14 protein-coding genes and 1 pseudogene are annotated in these 16,969 nt (G+C 65.9%); 4 read left to right on the forward strand and 11 right to left on the reverse strand.

From position 1 onward, the window contains the following. The first annotated feature begins 85 nt into the window (after nt 1-85). The gene (locus L1892_RS17080; RefSeq protein WP_235724884.1) at nt 86-949 is read left to right on the forward strand and encodes a RecB family exonuclease; all 864 of its coding nucleotides are present in this window, start codon (nt 86-88) and stop codon (nt 947-949) included. Nucleotides 950-1,016: 67 nt separating this feature from the next. After that, nucleotides 1,017-1,856: a thioesterase family protein gene (locus L1892_RS17085; protein ID WP_235724826.1), complete on the forward strand. Its 840-nt coding sequence runs from the start codon at nt 1,017-1,019 to the stop codon at nt 1,854-1,856. Between the two features lie 17 nt (nt 1,857-1,873). Here the strand turns inward: L1892_RS17085 and hisG are convergent, their stop codons facing one another. The 4 genes from hisG to L1892_RS17105 form a co-directional block, all read right to left on the reverse strand. After that, nucleotides 1,874-2,719 (reverse strand): ATP phosphoribosyltransferase, encoded by an 846-nt coding sequence (gene hisG, locus L1892_RS17090; protein ID WP_235724827.1) that lies wholly within the window; start codon nt 2,717-2,719, stop codon nt 1,874-1,876. A gap of 83 nt (nt 2,720-2,802) precedes the next feature. Continuing rightward, nucleotides 2,803-3,066: a phosphoribosyl-ATP diphosphatase gene (locus tag L1892_RS17095; RefSeq protein WP_235724829.1), complete on the reverse strand. Its 264-nt coding sequence runs from the start codon at nt 3,064-3,066 to the stop codon at nt 2,803-2,805. Nucleotides 3,067-3,072: 6 nt separating this feature from the next. Then, nucleotides 3,073-3,777, reverse strand: a complete 705-nt coding sequence (locus tag L1892_RS17100) for an HAD family hydrolase (RefSeq protein WP_268900419.1) — start codon at nt 3,775-3,777, stop codon at nt 3,073-3,075. 122 nt (nt 3,778-3,899) lie between these two features. Next, a complete protein-coding gene (locus L1892_RS17105; protein ID WP_235724830.1) occupies nt 3,900-4,277 on the reverse strand; it encodes a hypothetical protein in 378 nt (125 codons plus the stop codon). 130 nt (nt 4,278-4,407) lie between these two features. Here L1892_RS17105 and L1892_RS17110 point away from each other — a divergent pair, with 130 nt between their 5' ends. After that, complete coding sequence (locus tag L1892_RS17110) at nt 4,408-5,523, forward strand: Rv2629 family ribosome hibernation factor (RefSeq protein WP_235724832.1); 1,116 nt, start codon at nt 4,408-4,410, stop codon at nt 5,521-5,523. Between the two features lie 20 nt (nt 5,524-5,543). Here L1892_RS17110 and L1892_RS17115 read toward each other — a convergent pair whose 3' ends face one another. The 6 genes and pseudogenes from L1892_RS17115 to metH all read right to left on the reverse strand — a co-directional run bounded on the left by L1892_RS17115 (nt 5,544) and on the right by metH (nt 15,389). Then, complete coding sequence (locus L1892_RS17115) at nt 5,544-6,326, reverse strand: MmyB family transcriptional regulator (RefSeq protein WP_235724833.1); 783 nt, start codon at nt 6,324-6,326, stop codon at nt 5,544-5,546. A gap of 68 nt (nt 6,327-6,394) precedes the next feature. After that, nucleotides 6,395-7,941: pseudogene (locus L1892_RS24910) on the reverse strand (DUF222 domain-containing protein). Nucleotides 7,942-8,123: 182 nt separating this feature from the next. After that, nucleotides 8,124-9,578: a putative hexosyltransferase gene (locus L1892_RS17125; protein WP_235724834.1), complete on the reverse strand. Its 1,455-nt coding sequence runs from the start codon at nt 9,576-9,578 to the stop codon at nt 8,124-8,126. Between the two features lie 117 nt (nt 9,579-9,695). Next, nucleotides 9,696-11,156 (reverse strand): MFS transporter, encoded by a 1,461-nt coding sequence (locus L1892_RS17130; protein WP_235724836.1) that lies wholly within the window; start codon nt 11,154-11,156, stop codon nt 9,696-9,698. After that, on the reverse strand, nt 11,153-11,626 hold the full coding sequence (locus L1892_RS17135) for a MarR family winged helix-turn-helix transcriptional regulator (protein ID WP_235724837.1): 474 nt from the start codon (nt 11,624-11,626) through the stop codon (nt 11,153-11,155). Before L1892_RS17135 ends, L1892_RS17130 begins: the two co-directional genes overlap by 4 nt. Nucleotides 11,627-11,777: 151 nt before the next feature. Then, entirely contained in the window at nt 11,778-15,389 is a 3,612-nt protein-coding gene (gene metH, locus L1892_RS17140; protein WP_235724839.1) for a methionine synthase, read from the reverse strand. 51 nt (nt 15,390-15,440) lie between these two features. Here metH and L1892_RS17145 point away from each other — a divergent pair, with 51 nt between their 5' ends. Then, nucleotides 15,441-16,334 carry a PAC2 family protein gene (locus L1892_RS17145; RefSeq protein WP_235724840.1) on the forward strand — a complete coding sequence of 298 codons (894 nt, stop codon included), beginning with the start codon at nt 15,441-15,443 and terminating at the stop codon, nt 16,332-16,334. A gap of 258 nt (nt 16,335-16,592) precedes the next feature. Here the strand turns inward: L1892_RS17145 and L1892_RS17150 are convergent, their stop codons facing one another. Further along, nucleotides 16,593-16,901, reverse strand: coding sequence for a hypothetical protein (locus L1892_RS17150; protein ID WP_235724842.1), 309 nt, complete (start codon nt 16,899-16,901; stop codon nt 16,593-16,595). Nucleotides 16,902-16,969: the final 68 nt, after the last annotated feature.

Here is a 16,969-nt window from a genome sequence, read left to right on the forward strand (position 1 = left end):
CTGGAGTCCTTCCGGCTGGTCGCACGGGTGTCGTTTCGCGAACCTGTCACTGTCGCGACCTACCCTGCCAAATGTGAGTATGACGATGGACGCTGGGTCGCCTCAGCAGACCGGCGACGACACCGCAACACCCGGGTCGAGCGTGGTGCGCCGACCGTTGGCGTTGTCCCCATCACGCGCTGCCGACTTCAAACAGTGTCCGCTGTTGTACCGATATCGCGCCATCGACCGGTTCCCGGAGACCCCCACCCCAGCTCAGACCCGCGGCACGGTGGTGCACGCCGCGCTCGAGAACCTCTTCGACATGCCGGCTGAGCTGCGCACCCAAGAGTCGGCGGATCTGCTGGTCGAAGGCGCCTGGGCGGCGTTGTGTGAGGCCGATCCCCTGCTGGCGGAGATCATCGGTGAAAGCGGCACCGACCGATTCGTCGCCGATGCGCAGAAGTTGATCGCGACCTATTACACGATGGAGAATCCGACCGCCTTCGAGGCGGACGCCTGCGAGGAGCACGTCGAGATCACCGCCGACGACGTGGCGATGCGGGGTTTCATCGATCGGATCGATGTCGCGCCGACCGGCGAGATACGGGTGGTCGACTACAAGACCGGCCGATCCCCTGGCGAGGCCTATGAGGCCAAGGCGCTGTTTCAGATGAAGTTCTACGCGCTGGCCGTGCTGCGTATCCGCGGCGTGGTCCCGGCGCGGTTGCAGCTGATGTACCTGTCCGATGGTCAACAGCTCAGCTACACACCCGACCGCGAAGAATTGGAACGTTTCGCCCGCACGCTCAAGGCCATCTGGACGGCAATCCGCGCCGCGGTCGCCACCGGCGACTTCCGCCCGCACCGCTCCCGGCAGTGTCGCATGTGCGAGCACCAGCACCGCTGTCCGGAGTTCGGCGGGGAGATCCCCCCGTATCCGGGGCCGCCGCCGGGCTTCACCGGATGACCAGCTGAGGTCACGCAGCCCGACCCCCGACCGCGTCGGTTATGACGGTAGGCATACTGTGATTGTCGTGGAGTCCTGCTACTACGTGCCGATCGATCCGCCGGCCTCTGCCGGCAACACCGGCCACGAATACTTCCAACCCACCGAGGCCACCCAGAGCGTGTGGGCGTCGACGATGCAACACGGCGGGCCACCGTCGGGTCTGATGATGCGCTCCCTGCTGCGCTGCGATGCCCAGCCGGGCCAGCAGTTCACCCGCGTCACCACCGAGATCCTCGGGCCGATCGGACTGGGTGTGAATCGGATCCGCGCGGAGGTGATCCGGCCCGGCCGCCAGATCAGCCTGGTCGGCACCGATCTCGAGGTGCAGCAGGCTGATGGCTCGTTTCGCCTCGCGGCTCGATCGGTGGGCTGGCGGCTGCGCACCGCAGACACCGCCGACATCGCCGAAGCCCCCGAGGCGTTGACGCCGACCCCCGACGACCTGACCCCGGTGCATGGCGTCACCGAGAACTCTGATCTCGGAGTGGACTGGGGCACAATTGGTTTCATTGGCTCGATCGAGTCGGCGACGGCACCGGGCCGCACCGGCGACACCCCGGCGGTGTGGGTCCGGCCGGCGATCGCTCTGGTGGGTGGCGAGGAGATCTCCGACCTCGAGTCGATGTTCACCGTCATCGACATCGCCAACGGTCTGGGCACCCGGCTACGCACCGATCAGTGGACGTGGATGAACACCGACACCACCGTCCACCTCACCCGCATCCCGTCGGGCCCGTGGGTCGGCATCGACGCCGACATGGTGCAGGGGCCCGACGGCTTCGGCGCGACGTTCGGTGACCTCCACGACCGCCACGGCTTCATCGGCCGATCGGCGCAGACCGTCCTGCTGAATCGGATGGCCTGAGGCGCGGTGCCGGACCGTCAGAACCGGCAGGACCGGATGTCGGTGGCGAGGATCGCCTTGGCCCCGAGTTCGGACAGTTCGTCCATCAGGCTCTGGTGGATCTTACGCGGCACCATGGCCCGTACCGCGACCCAATCGGGGTCCGCCATCGGCGCGACGGTCGGTGATTCCAGGCCAGGCGTCAGTTTCGATGCCTCGGCGAGCAGTGTCCGCGGGCAGTCGTAGTCGATCATCACGTACTGCTGGCCGAACACCACGCCCTGAACGCGGGCGACGAACTGCCGCGCGGCCTTGGTCTGCGTGATCCCGGCCTGCGAGATCAGCACGGCCTCCGAGTCGCACAGCGACTCGCCGAAGGCGGCCAGCCCGTGCGCACGCAGCGTCCGCCCGGAACCCACAACGTCGGCGATCGCATCCGCGACACCGAGCTGGATGGAGATCTCGACGGCGCCGTCGAGGCGGATGATGGTGGCCTCGACCCCGCGACCGGCGAGATCAACTGCCACGAGATTTGGGTACGACGTGGCGATGCGCTTGCCCGCCAACGACTCGACCGACCAGCTCTCCGCCGCGGGGGCTGCGTAACGGAAGGTCGATGAACCGAAGCCCATCGACAGTTGTTCGTCGACCGACGCCCCCGAGTCCCGCGCCAGGTCGCGGCCGGTGATGCCCAGATCGAGCGTGCCGGCGCCGACGTAGATGGCGATGTCTTTCGGGCGCAGGAAGAAGAACTCGACGTCGTTGTTGTTGTCGAGGACTGTGAGGTCCTTGGCGTCAGTACGTTTCCGGTAGCCGGCCTCGGCGAGGACGGCGGCCGCAGATTCGGAGAGTGCCCCCTTGTTGGGCACGGCCACACGCAGCATGTCGAGTTCCTTCTGGATTAGGTGGGGGTCTGTGGTCGAGGTGTCGATCTGTGTCTGACGATGTCGGTGTCCGGGGCGCCCGGTCACAGATGTCGGTACACGTCGGCCGGCGTCAGACCCCGCTTGATCATCATCACCTGCAGCCAGTAGACGAGCTGAGAAATCTCCTCGGCGAGCGACTCGTCGGATTCGTGTTCGGCGGCGAGCCAGACCTCGCCGGCCTCCTCGATGATCTTCTTGCCCAGTGTGTGAACTCCGGAGTCGAGGGCGGCGACCGTCCCGCTACCGGGGGGACGAGTCTGTGCCTTGTCGCTCAGCTCGGCGAACAGCTCCTCGAAAGTCTTCACGGTCCCTCATCTTTGCATGTCACGCCCGGCTGGAAGATGGCCGGGGTGTTGCCCGGTCCATGCATCGACGACGTCGGCGATCGTCAGGCCGACCAGCGAGCGCCGAAAGCTGCGCAGACTGCCCTGAGGCACCGGGGCCGCCGACGGGATCACCAGGGTCGGGCAGCCCGCTGCGGTCGCCGCCGCGGTTCCCGCGGGCGAATCCTCGACGGCCAGACACTGGTCGGGCCGCAGGCCCACGAGTGACGCCGCGCGTAGGTACGGGTCGGGATGGGGCTTGCCGAGGGCCACTTCGTCGCCACACACGGTCGCGACGAAGCGCGTGGCGTCGAGTGTCTCGAGTGCCACATCGGTCAGCTCCCGCACCGTGTTGGTGACCAACACCATGGGCAGGCCCGCCGATCGGACCAGCTCGAGGGCGGCGTCGGCGCCCGGACGCCACGGCAGCCCCTTGTCGAACATCGCGGCGACGTGGTCGAGCAACCACCGTTCATCGCCGGCACGGTCCTGTTCGGCGGCGGGGATTCTCGCTGCGGCGTACACTTTGCTCAGCGCATCGGGAAGTGCGTTGCCCAGGGTGGACTCGCGTAGCGCCGGGCTCATCGTGATCCCGTGCCGTAGCGCGAGGTCGGCCATGGCCACGTCCCACAGCGGTTCGGAGTCGAGGAGCGTCCCGTCCATGTCCCAGAGCACGGCGGCCGGGCCGGACAGGGACGAAGCAGAGAAGGTTGAGCCACCCGCGGCAGGGGTCGATGCTGAGGTCGTCGGTCGGTCGGTCACGTCAGCATCATCGCATTGCGTAAGCCTTCATTCGCGACAGCCGTAGGCACGTTCTATTCGATCGCGAGCATCGGGAACCCGAGAGCGAGCAGCATCAATGCCAGCAGGAACCATGCGGCACCGTGCCAGATAGGCCAGGTGCCGCCGCCGCGGTACACGCGATAGGCGATGACGAGCGCGGCGAGTCCGCCGAGCCCGAGCACCGCCGGCCCAACGACCGCCCACACCAGGTTGTCTCGTCCCGTGCTCATGAATGCCACGACGCCCATCGCGGCCACCCCGACGACACCGACCACGTACAGCGCGGCCCGACGGAGCGCGCTCGGGTCGTCCCAACGCTTCTCGACGTCGCGCCGTTGCCGACTCTGATCGACTTCCGTTCCGCGATCACGGGCCGGCTCCATCGGCGTTGCAGAGGGATCTTCGGTCATGCAGTTGGGGTACCCGCACAACCCCACCCGAAACCGCATGCCGGCGCCCGGGGCATCGGCTCGCTCATGTTTTGGCGAACAGACATGTGGCAACCCGGCAACCAGGACAACGCGATCGAAGGAGATACGCATGCACACCGACCTGTTCCGGGAGCTGCCGACCGATTCGGGGCCGTTCGTCTCTGTCTATGTGGATGGCTCGCACAATACCGAGAATGCCACGCACAGTATGGAATTGCGGTGGCGCAGCCTTCGCGAGCAGCTGGAATCAGACGGCGCCCCGACAGCTGCATTGGACCACATTCAGACCGCCCTGTTGGACGGCGAGCGTCCGGTTGGCGTCAGTGGTCGCGGGTTGGTGGCCACCGCGGAGCGGGTAGTCCTGGACCAGCAGCTCATCCGTCCGCCTACCGCATCTGTCGCGCGGTACTCGACATTGCCCTTTCTGGTTCCGCTGGTGACCCATGCCCGCGACGTCGGCTCTCATATGATCGCTGTGGTTGATCACCGCGGCGCCGACATCCAGATTGTCCACGGCGATGATGTCGCCTACTCCGAAACCGTCGCCGGCGAGGGCCATCCGGTGCACAAGGCAACCGGCGCAGAAACCCCAGGATACGGTGACCCGCAGCCACGCGCCGAAGAGCAGGCACGCCAGAATATCCGTGACGTCGTCGACCGGCTCACCTCCCTTGTCGATCGAGAACGACCGGACGTGCTCTTCGTGGTCGGTGAATCGCGGTCGGTCAGCGATCTGACCGCGCAATTGCCGCAACGCATCGAGGACGTCGTGGTCAATCTCGGCCTCGGAGCGCGCGGTAGCGTTGCCGACAGCGAGATCTCCGGCGCCGTCGACGCAGAGTGGTTGCGACGGCACAACCGAGTCCTCGCCGAAGTCACCGATCGCTTTCGCGCCGAACAGGGGCGGTCCTCGGGTCTGGCAGTCGAGGGCCTGACAGCCGTGTGCGGTGCGCTACGCGCCGGCGAGGTTCAGACTCTGCTGATCGGCGACATCGACGATGCCACGGTGGTCGTCGGAGAGGACCTGATGATGGTGGCGCCCTCACCCGAGAACCTGTCCGAGCTGGGTGCCCCTCCGAACGACGTGGTACGAGCGGATGAAGCACTGCCGATGGTCGCGGTGTGCACCCATTCGGACCTGGTCAGTCTGGATGAACGCCTTGCGCCGAAGGACGGGATTGCGGCTCTTCTGCGGTACGCCCCGCGCACGTCGGCAGGCGGTTGAGATCCGAGAATGTAGGTCCATCAGCGCGCGAAGGCGCGCTCGGTGGTGTCATCGGCGGGATAGAACAGCTCGATCGTCATCTCCTCGAGCGTGATGTCTCGGGGTGAACCGAACGTGGTCAGCGTCGTGAAGAAAGACAACACGTTCTCACCAGACCGGATCGCGAATGGCACCAGCAGGCCCGGATCCCGCTCCGCGGTGCGTGGGCTACGCCGTTCCAGGTCGTCCACGGTCGGGTAACCGGTCACCTCACGCTCAAGGTCGACCAGACGCGGATCGCCGGTGATGCTGACGAGCCGGCGCAGCGTCGTCAGCAGGTACGAGGCCCAGATGTCGAAGTCGACGGTGATCTTCGCGAACCCGTCTGGGTGCAGCGACGCCCGGAAGAGGTTGAACGGCGGACCGGTGAGATGGGGCGGCAACATCGCGGCCAGCGACCGCGCAGATTCGTTGGCCAGCACAACATTCCAAGCACGGTCAAGTGCCAGCCCAGGAAACGGATTGTGCGCGTCGAGAACCCGCTGCACCGATGTCCGTACCCGATCCATCGACGCGGCATCGAGCGATTGTTCAGAATATCTCGGCGCGTGACCAGCGGCGACGAGGAGCGCATTGCGCTCGCGCAACGGAATGTCCAGACGCACCGACAATGCCTCGATGAGGTTCGGGCTGGGTATCGACTTGCCTGTCTCGACGAAACTCAGGTGTTTGGGTGACACACCCACCTCGTAGGCGAGGTCGAGTTGACTCATCGATCGCTGTGATCGCCACTGGCGCAACATGGTGCCGACATCCGCCGTCATGGGCCCATGATAAATGGCCGACCCGATGAGATCGACGACGCGCGGCAAGCCGCTACCGGAGATCGGCGTTAGAACGGTGGTGGGCCGGCGTCGGTGACGCGTTTGCGGTTGCGGGCGCGTTCGGCGCGTCTGCGGGCGTGTTTGTTCGTCACCCGTGTGTTGACGCGGGTGCTGCGTTCGATCGTGCTGCCGGTGCGCGGGGGTGGGGCCTGGGCGGGTGCGGTGAACCGGATCCTGCGCAGTCCGGGGAACAGATCTTCCTGGGTTTCGGCTTCGCCGGGCAACACCAGGCCTTCGGGGGTGATGTATTCGGTGACCACCCGCCCGTCACCGTCGCGCCACTGATCATCGACCCAATCGCCGAAGGTCTTCAACAAGTGTCCGGGACGACATTTCGCGTTCAACCCCACCTCAGTGGTCTGCCCACCTCTGTGCGGACACGCGTGGTCGTACTCATCGACATAGTCGAGATCCCCACGCCACGCCGAGGTCAGACATCCCGGTTCGGTGCAATAGCCATCGCGCAGCCGGATGAAGGTATCCAACGCCGCCGACGGCGATACGGATCCGACGGCAGATGCGCCGGCAACGTGAACGTGCCATCGGGTTCCGGTTGCGTGTTCGGCGGCACCAGATAGGAGACCTTGGTGTCGGCACGCGCGGCGATGTCGCGCACATGCTCGCCCGAGATCACTCCGTGGCCGTCCATGAAACCGGCATGGTTCGCCATCCCTTTCACGGTGGCCTCGTCGGCGACGACGTGGAGGACGGCCTTGCAGTCCACCGGCGGCACCACCCCGGGCTCCGGGATGACCGCGGTGCAGTCGTCACTACCGCAGTCGCATTCGAACGCGGTGCCCGACAGCAGGCAGAACATGGCATCGGATTGTCGTTGCGGCTTGGTGCGCGGATCGTGTTCACACACACTGTCGGCCAATGCGGCCACCGCGGCGGCGGCGATCCGCACGTTCTCCGCCGACATCACCCCGGTGATCTCGGCGGTGCCGTCCTCGCGCGGGTGGGTCCACATCCGGCGGTCATCAAGGGCCTGCTGCCGACGTTCCCGCACCGCGTCGGGGTCATGACGAAACACGATGCGGTCTAGCATGTCGCGGAACCTGGCTTTGCTCCACGTCCCGCGTTTGGTGCGTAGTGTTCGGGCGATGTCGGCATCCACCGCCGGGGCGGCTGATGATTCGGCCAGCAGGTCGGTACGGCTGACCGCCTTCTGGGCGTGCCACGGCCCGATCACGCCGTCACGCAAACATTCCGACACCTCCGGCAGCCGGTCACGTAGCGCCACCGCATCATTCAACAGCGTCTCGGCAGCACCCCGCGAGGTGCCGCGGAGTTTGGCGATACGTGCAGCGGCGTCCGCGAAGCCGTCGACGACGAAACCGTCGGTGTCTTCACGCGCAGCGACCAGCCGGTCGTAGAGCACGGCCACCGAACGATATTCGGCGTACGCGAGATAGGCGCGACCGCGGTCAAGCTCGGCCATCCCCAACAGCAAGTCGTTGGTCGGGTCCTCGTCCGGGTAGGCCGCATCCACACCACCGAGATAGTCACGCGGCAACTGCGGCCACGGCGACGGCGAGGACAACACGGACGACACGAAAGACCCCTCACGGATCTGATCACAACCAACTGATGCAGGATCACTTCCGATATGCCACCCGCCATGACCAACCCGACCCCGAGACCGGATTCAGCGAGTTCGCGCCCACCCGTTTCGCATCAACTCATCCTGCACACACCAATCTAGAACAGACCACCGACAAGAATGATCACCGCAGTTCAGAGGCGATTTCGAAAGGGACTCCCGGTATCCCGCTCGTTCCGAGCGCGACCGCGCCGAACGATATCGAACACCGCGTACACCACCCCGAGCGCGGCCAGACCCATCATCGAGGCGTAGATCGACAACGCGGCGTCGCCGCGACCCGAACTGTAGCCATCGTCGCCGCGCGACGGTCCCTGGCCCGACGATCCCGGCCCCGACGACGCACCCCTGTCGCCGCGACCCGGCCCGCCGGCCACCGTGCCATCGAATGCGGCGCCGCCGCCCGGCCCGCCGGGTCGCGCCGCGGCCCCGCCGCCCGGTCCACCCATCAGCTGTCCCTGGTCGCCCGTGAGCGATGCGTGATACACCCCGATCGCCGCAGCCTGGATCAGGATCGGGATGAGCACGAACCGCAGCGGTAGGTAGAAGGCCAGTACCACGCTGAGGATCTCCGCGGTGTAGAAGTATCGATCGTGCATGGCCGGCAACAGAAATGGCACCAGCACCGAGGACGCCGTCGCGACCGCGAGGATCGACGTGGGGGTGACCGCCGGGCGCTTCCATACCGACCACACTAGGAACGCGACGATGATCGCGGCGGCAACTGCGATACCGAGTTGGGCCAGCCAGGTGACGTCGCCCGAGACCGGAATCAGTTGATAGAGGTTGGCCGCGCCCAGAGTCAACTGCTGGTAGGAGCCTGTCTGATCGAGGTACACGGTGAGAGCCTCGTGCCACGGAGCCCCAGCGACCAGAGCCGGCAGGTCCAGGAGCACGTAGACGATCGGGATGGCGAGCAGGCTGTACCACGGCAGGCGCTGTCGGATCAGCAACCACAGCAGCACCGGCATGACGAAGACCGCCTGCAACTTGAACGCGATCGCGACACCGAACATGACGCATGCCCAGATCGAGTTCATTCGTGACGACTGCGGCGTAGCCCTCATCGCCCTCATCAGGAAGTACACGCCACCGAGCACGAACGCCGAATAGATGGCATCGGCCTGCCCCCAGTACGCGCTGTTGGCGATCACCGACGGCAGCAGTAACACGATGCCGAACGCCAACGCCCGCAGCGAGAATCGTGGTGTGCGCAGCGCGACGATGCGGTAGGCGAAGAAAGCCAGCAGGACGTCGAAGGCGATCGAGATGACCTTGATGCCGATCAATGCCGGCATGTTGAGCGCCGTGAGTATCCAGATCAGATACAGGTAGGGGTAGTTGTAGTCCGCGAATTTCTCCCGGAATGCGCCGAAGCCCTGCGTGTCGAGAGTCTCGTACCAGCGGCTCAGAAAGGCTCGATAGTCAAGGGTCTCGATGTCGAGGAACTGTATGCGGATGACCAGCGCCACCACGATGAGCGTGATGAGGGTGGCCCAGCGGAGCCACCGTGGCGGCGTCGTGCGTGCGGCTTCGGCGGTGTGCTCTGCGCTCGCCGGCGGCGCTGGTGCGAGGGTTGGGGATGCCATGCGACCACTGTCCTGCCACAGCCTGGCAACCCGATGTCAGCGAGCTATGAGATCGGTGCTGGTGTCCATCCGGGCGGCTCATCATGAACCGTCGGGGCGTCGGACGCGGGTGCGTGCTCACATCGGGTCGCGTTGGATGCGTTCGCGCGTTCGCTCGGCGGTGGCAGTCGCCCACCTCGTGGTCGACACGAACCCGACGGCCACCAGCGCCGCACCACAGAGCGCCATCAACACCCAAGCCGGATGCGCGGCGTCGGCCAGATCATCGACCACCGATCCGGTGACACCGGAGAACGCGACGGCGCCGAACACCGCAACGCCGAGCGAGATACCGACCTGCCGACTCGTCGAGGCGATGGCCGAGGCGACCCCGGCCTGCGCGCGGGGCATACCCGAGACCGCTGCGTTGGTGATCGGGGCGTTGACCAGCCCCATCCCGACGCCCAATGCGAGGTAGGCGCAACCGAGGTACCACATGCTCGTCTCGGTGCCGGCGCGCGTCAACATCACGCCGCTCACCAGCACCATGAGGCCGGCGCCGACCATCGGGAGGCGCGCGCCACGGTCGCCCACCAGCCGCCCCGACAGCGGTGAGAACACCGCGTTGGCCACCGCCATGGGCAAGGTCATCAAACCCGCCTGCAGGGGAGTCAGGCCGCGGACCTGCTGGAGATAGAGCGTGTTCAGGAACAGGAAGCCACCCATCGCACTGAAGGCCACGATCGCGCCGATGACAGAACTGCTGAATGGGACGCTGCGGAAGAATCGCAGGTCCAGCAGTGGTTCGCGCCGTCGCGATTCGACGACGATCAGACCCGCCAGGCCAGTCGCCGCCAGCACGAACGCAGCCGACACCGGCACCGACGACCACCCGAGTGTTCGGCCCTCGATGATGCCGTAGGTCAGCGCAGCCAGAAACACCAGGATGAGGATCTGGCCTGCCGGATCGGGGCGCCGGATGTGCGGCGCCCTGGACTCGGGGACGAGAACGGCGGTCAGGGTGATCGCGACGACACACACCGGCACGTTGAGCCAGAAGATCGCCTCCCAGCCGATCCCGTCGACGAGAATGCCGCCGACCAGCGGACCGAGGGCCATGCTCACGCCGATGGCCGCACCCCACAGTCCGATGGCTCGCGCCCGCTCGCGGGGCTCGGTGAAGATGTTGGTGATGATCGACATCGCGACAGGGTTCATCATCGCGCCCCCGATCGCCTGCAGCATCCGGGCGCCGATGAGCATTTCGGGTGTCGCGGCCAGCGAGCACAGCACGGATCCGATGCCGAAAACGCCGAGGCCGACCTGGAACACTCGTTTGCGACCGAGCCGGTCACCCAGGGAGCCGCCGAGCATCAGCAGACTGGCGAGTACCAACGTGTAGGAGTCGATGACCCACTGCAGCTGCGACGACGATGCGCCGAGAGCCGCACCGATGGCCGGAAGCGCGACGTTGACGCCAGAGGTGTCGATCCCGACGATGAACAGACTCAGACAACAGGTGGCGAGGACCGCCAACTGTCGCCGCCGACTCAATTCGCCGGCCTCTGATGCGCCGCGGGTGACGGTTGCCCCGCTCATGCGTCGGCCCGGGCGCGCAGCAGACCGAGCAGGCCGGCGAGTTCGCGACGTTGAGCCTCGTCGAGGGCGTCGAACATGTCCGGGGCGATCGCCGGGTCGCTCACCAAGGAATCCACCACGGCTCGCCCCGCATCGGTGATCGCGACGACTTTGAACCGGCGATCGTCGGCGCGTGGTTCTCGGGACACCAGACCGCGATCGACGAGGTCGTTGACGATCACGCTCGTCGCGGGTGCGTCGATGCCCAGACGCCGGGCCAGCTCGGATTGCGTGAGTTCACGTGTCGCCACCCGGCGCAATGCGCGAAACCTGCTGAACGGCATGTCGATACGGGCATCAATCCGACTTCGCGACTCTGCGGCGTGGTCGCGCACCAGACTGTTCATGGTGAACCACAACTCGGTGGCCGATGGTGCGGTCTCCGGCGCCTCGGCTTCCGCACCGCCGACACCCCGCTCAGTTGTATTCATACAACTATTGTAGATGCACAACTGAGTCGCGCACACCTACCGTCGAGATCGAGCGCAGCTTCCCTCACCCCGCCGGCACCTCGATGACGGCGGAGTGCGGTGAATGTTGCGGATACCGGCACGTTGACCGCACTGCGCGGCGTCACGTACCTCAGGTGTTGAAGTACTTGGCCTCCGGGTGATGCAGCACGAAGGCGTCGGTCGACTGTTCGGGATGCAGTTGCAGTTCCTCGGACAGTTCCACACCGATGCGGCCCGGTTCGAGCAGGTCGATCATCTTGGCCCGATCCTCGAGATCCGGGCACGCACCGTAGCCGAACGAGAAACGCGCACCGCGGTACTCGAGATCGAAGAAGCCCTGCGCGTTCTCCGGGTCCTCGCCCGCGAAGGAGGCTCCCTCGACGGTCAGTTCACCACGTACTCGCTGATGCCAGTACTCGGCGAACGCTTCGGTCAGCTGCACACCGATGCCGTGCACCTCGAGGTAATCGCGGTAGGCGTCGTCAGCGAACAGCTTGTTCGCGAAGTCGGCAATCGGCTGACCCATCGTCACCAGCTGGAACGGCAGCACATCCACCTGCCCGACACTCTCGCAGTCCTCCCGTGACCGGATGAAGTCGGCCACGCACAGGAATCGGGGACGTTGCTGGCGCGGGAAGGTGAAGCTGTGCCGCACTGGTGCATCGGGGCGTGGCTCGGTGAGCACATGAACCGTGTCGCCGTCGCTGACCGCCGGGAAGTAGCCGTAGACGACAGCGGCGTGCTGCAGGATATTCTCGGTCGACAACCGGTCGATCCAGTACCGCAGTCGTGGCCGTCCCTCGGTGTCGACGAGCTCCTCGTATGACGGGCCCTCACCCCCGCGGACGCCGCGTAACCCCCACTGCCCTAAGAACAGAGCACGTTCGTCGAGCAGTTGCAGGTATTCGGCGACCGGTACCCCCTTGACGATCCGGGTGCCCCAGAAGGGTGGTGTCGGGATCGCGTTGTCGGCGGCCACATCCGAGCGTGCCGGGACCTCGACCGGTGTCTCGGCGGCCTTGCGCTTCTCCGCAATCCGCTTGGAACGCTCATGCCGCGCTTTGCGTTCCTGCGCCTTCTTCTGCGCGGCGAGCGCCTCCGGGCTGTCGGGGTCGGGCCCCTCCCCCCGCTTGGTCGCCATAATCTCGTCCATCAGACGCAGACCCTCGAAAGCGTCCCGCGCATAGTGGACATCACCCTCGTAGATCTCGGCGAGATCGTTTTCGACATAGGTGCGGGTGAGCGCGGCGCCGCCGAGCAGCACCGGGTAGCTGTCGGCCACCCCGCGGCCATTGATCTCCTCCAGGTTCTCCTTCATCACCACGGTCGACTTCACCAACAGCCCGGACATACCGATCACGTCGGCGCGCTTGTCGGCAGCCGCCTCCAGAATCGTGTTGATCGGCTGCTTGATGCCGAGGTTGACCACCTCGTAGCCATTGTTGGAGAGGATGATGTCGACGAGGTTCTTGCCGATGTCGTGCACATCGCCCTTGACGGTCGCGAGCACGATGCGGCCCTTGCCGTCCTCGCCTGTGGACTCCATATGCGGTTCCAGGTGCGCAACAGCGGTTTTCATGACCTCTGCGGATTGCAACACGAAGGGCAGCTGCATCTGACCGGAACCGAACAGCTCGCCGACGGTCTTCATACCCGACAGCAATGTCTCGTTGATGATCACCAGCGGCGGCTTCTCGGTCATCGCCTCGTCGAGGTCCTCGGTGAGACCATTGCGTTCGCCGTCGACGATGCGGCGCTCGAGCCGCTCGAACAGAGGCAGTTTGGCGAGCTCGGCAGCCCGCGACTCGCGCGCCGATGCCGCCGACACACCCTCGAACAACTCCATGAGCTTCTGCAGCGGGTCGTAACCGTCGCGTCTGCGGTCGTACACCAGATCCAGCGCAACCTCACGCTGCTCCTCCGGGATCCGCGCCATCGGCAGGATCTTCGACGCATGCACGATCGCGGTGTCGAGGCCGGCCTGCACGCACTCGTGCAAGAACACCGAGTTCAACACCTGCCGGGCGGCCGGGTTCAGGCCGAACGAGATGTTCGAGATGCCCAGGGTGAAGTGCACCTCCGGATGGGCCTCGTGCAGACGCCGGATCGCCTCGATGGTCTCGATACCGTCGCGGCGGACTTCTTCCTGTCCGGTGGAGATCGGGAAGGTGAGGGCATCGATGATGATGTCCTCTTCGGCGAGTCCCCAGTTGCTGGTGATGTCGGCGATGAGCCGCTCGGCGACGCGCACCTTCCAGTCGGCGGTGCGGGCCTGACCTTCCTCGTCGATGGTGAGCGCGACGACGGCCGCGCCGTGCTCCACCACCAACTCCATGATGCGGGTGAAACGCGACTCGGGACCGTCGCCGTCCTCGTAGTTCACCGAGTTGACCGCACAACGGCCGCCGAGTGATTCCAGACCCGCCTGGATCACCTCGGGCTCGGTCGAGTCCAGCATGATCGGCAGCGTCGACGAGGTCGCGAACCGACCGGCCAGCGCGGTCATGTCCGCCGAACCATCGCGACCGACGTAGTCGACGTTCAGGTCGAGCATGTGCGCGCCGTCGCGCGTCTGGTCCTTCGCGATGTCGAGGCACTTCTGATAGTCCTCGGCGATCATCGCCTCACGGAAAGCCTTGGACCCGTTGGTGTTCGTCCGTTCGCCGATCACCAGGAAGCTGGCGTCCTGGTCGAACGGCACCGCGCTGTAGAGCGACGACGTCTCCGAGACATGATCGGGCGTGCGCTCGGCGGGTGTCATCTCAGCGACCCGCTCGGCGACGTGTCGGATGTGTTCGGGGGTCGTGCCGCAGCATCCGCCGACGAAGGACAACCCGAAATCGCTCACGAAATCGCCGAGGGCGGTGGCCAGCTCATCGGGCTGCAACGGATACTCGGCCCCGTTGGCGCCCAGCACCGGCAGACCTGCGTTGGGCATCACCGACACCGGGATGCGGGCGTGCTTGGACAGATAGCGCAGGTGCTCACTCATCTCGGCAGGCCCGGTCGCGCAGTTGAGACCGATGATGTCCACGCCGAGCGGCTCGATGGCCGCGAGTGCCGCACCGATCTCCGATCCGAGCAGCATCGTCCCGGTGGTCTCCACGGTCACGTGGCTGATGATCGGGATGTGACGGCCCATGTCGCTCATCGCGCGCCGGGCGGCGACAACCGCGGCCTTGACCTGCAGCAGGTCCTGCGAGGTCTCCACCAGGACGGCGTCGGCGCCACCCTCCAGCATGCCGGTGACGCACTCGTAATAGGCATCGCGGATCACGTCGAAAGTGGTGTGTCCGAGGCTGGGCAACTTCGTACCCGGTCCGATCGATCCGAGCACGAACCGTGCAGTGCCGTCGGCCGACGGACCGATCTCGTCGGCCACTCCGCGGGCGATGCCGGTGCCCTTGTAGGCGAGCTCCCGGATGCGGTCGGCGATGTCGTAGTCGCCGAGGTTGGACAGGTTGCAGCCGAAGGTGTTGGTCTCGACGGCGTCAGCCCCGGCCTCGAAATAGGCACGATGGATGTCGGCGAGGACGTCGGGGCGGGTGTCGTTGAGAATCTCGTTGCAGCCCTCGAGGCCGTTGAAGTCGTCGAGGGTGAGATCGGCGGCCTGCAACATCGTGCCCATGGCACCGTCGCCGATCAGCACGCGACGCGACATGGCGGTGAGCAACGTCGTGTCGTAATCGGACGGGCGCGGCGAGCGAGCCCGATTGTCCGGGTCGGTGATGCGGGTCGACATGGATGACAGCGTAGTTCGCCCTCTCTCGGGGTTCGGTCGTAGGCTGGTTCAGTGAACGCTGAGCAGAGGTCGAACCTTCCCCAGCTGCGCAGGCCTGTGTTGTTGGCCGCGTTCGAGGGGTGGAACGACGCCGGGGACGCGGCGAGCAGCGCCATCGAGCATCTGGCGCTGACCTGGGATGCCGTCTCGTTGGCCGACATCGATTCCGACGACTACTACGACTTCCAGGTCAACCGGCCGATCGTCAAGCAGATCGATGGGGTGACCCGCCGGATCGATTGGCCCACCACGTCCGTCTCGTATTGCACCCCCCAGGGTGCGGACCGTGACATCGTACTCGTTCGCGGGATCGAACCGAACATGCGTTGGCGCGGCTTCTGCGCGGAGATCGTCGACCTCGCCCGCGACCTCGAGGTGGAGACGACGGTGATGCTCGGCGCGCTGCTTGCCGACACCCCTCATACGCGTCCGGTACCGGTCACCGGCGCCGCCTACAGCAGTGAATCCGCGGCACGGTTCAACCTCGCCGAAAGCCGCTACGAGGGTCCCACCGGGATCACCGGGGTGCTGCAGGACCTGTTCGTGCAGGCGGGGCTGCCGGCGGTGTCCTTCTGGGCCGCCGTCCCGCACTACGTGTCGACGCCACCCAACCCCAAGGCGACTGTGGCCTTGCTCAACCGTGTCGAGGAGGTCCTCGACATCGAGGTACCGCTGGGTACGTTGCCCGAGCAGGCCGAGGAGTGGGAACAGGCGGTCACCGAGATGACCGAGGACGACGAGGACATCGCCGACTACGTCCGGGGACTCGAGGAGCGCGGGGACGCGGAGATGGACGCCGATGAGGTGATGGCGAAGATCGACGGCGATGCGCTCGCCGCCGAGTTCGAGCGGTACCTCAAGCGCCGTGGCCCGGGCCCGGGTTCGGGGCCTGGCTCGTTCCGGTGATCGGTGCGGGGGCTCGGTGCGGGGGTCTCGATACGCTGCTCGGCTAGCGCCTCGCAGCTACTCGACCAGCAGAAAGAGGGTCCTCGGCCAGCAGAAAGAGGGTCCTCAACCAGCAGAAAGAGGATCCTCAACCAGCAGAAAGAGGATCCTCGGCCAGCAGAAAGAGGGTCCTCGGCCAGCAGAAAGAGGGTCCTCAACCTGCAGGAAGAGGGTCCTCGGCCATCAGAAGGAGCCGAGCACGATCCGGCAGAATCCCGTTCAGCCGATGCGCTCGATGGACACCACCGGAGTGGTGATCCGCCAGGTCCGCACGTCCGGATCGTCGGCGGCGCGCACCCAGAATTGGGCGGACTCGCCGATCCGGCACGATTTCACACCCAGCAGCGGGATGTCCTCGGAGTCTCGCCGCAGTCGGCTGACGGCCCATTCCTCGCTGTCAGTGCCGCCGACGCCGGGGGCTCGGAGAAGGGTCATCTCCTCGAAATCCAGCAGATAGGTCGAGGTACGGGTCACCACCGTCCAAACGCCCGCGGTGGTCTCGGGTGCGATCTCCTGCGTGCGTGCCACGGGAGAACCTTACAAGGCAATGCCGGGCAATTCGCCGGGGGTGTTTGCCCAGGCGGGGAGAAAGTGCC

This window comes from Gordonia tangerina, from assembly GCF_021556435.1.
In the GTDB taxonomy this organism is placed as follows: Bacteria; Actinomycetota; Actinomycetes; order Mycobacteriales; family Mycobacteriaceae; genus Gordonia; species Gordonia tangerina.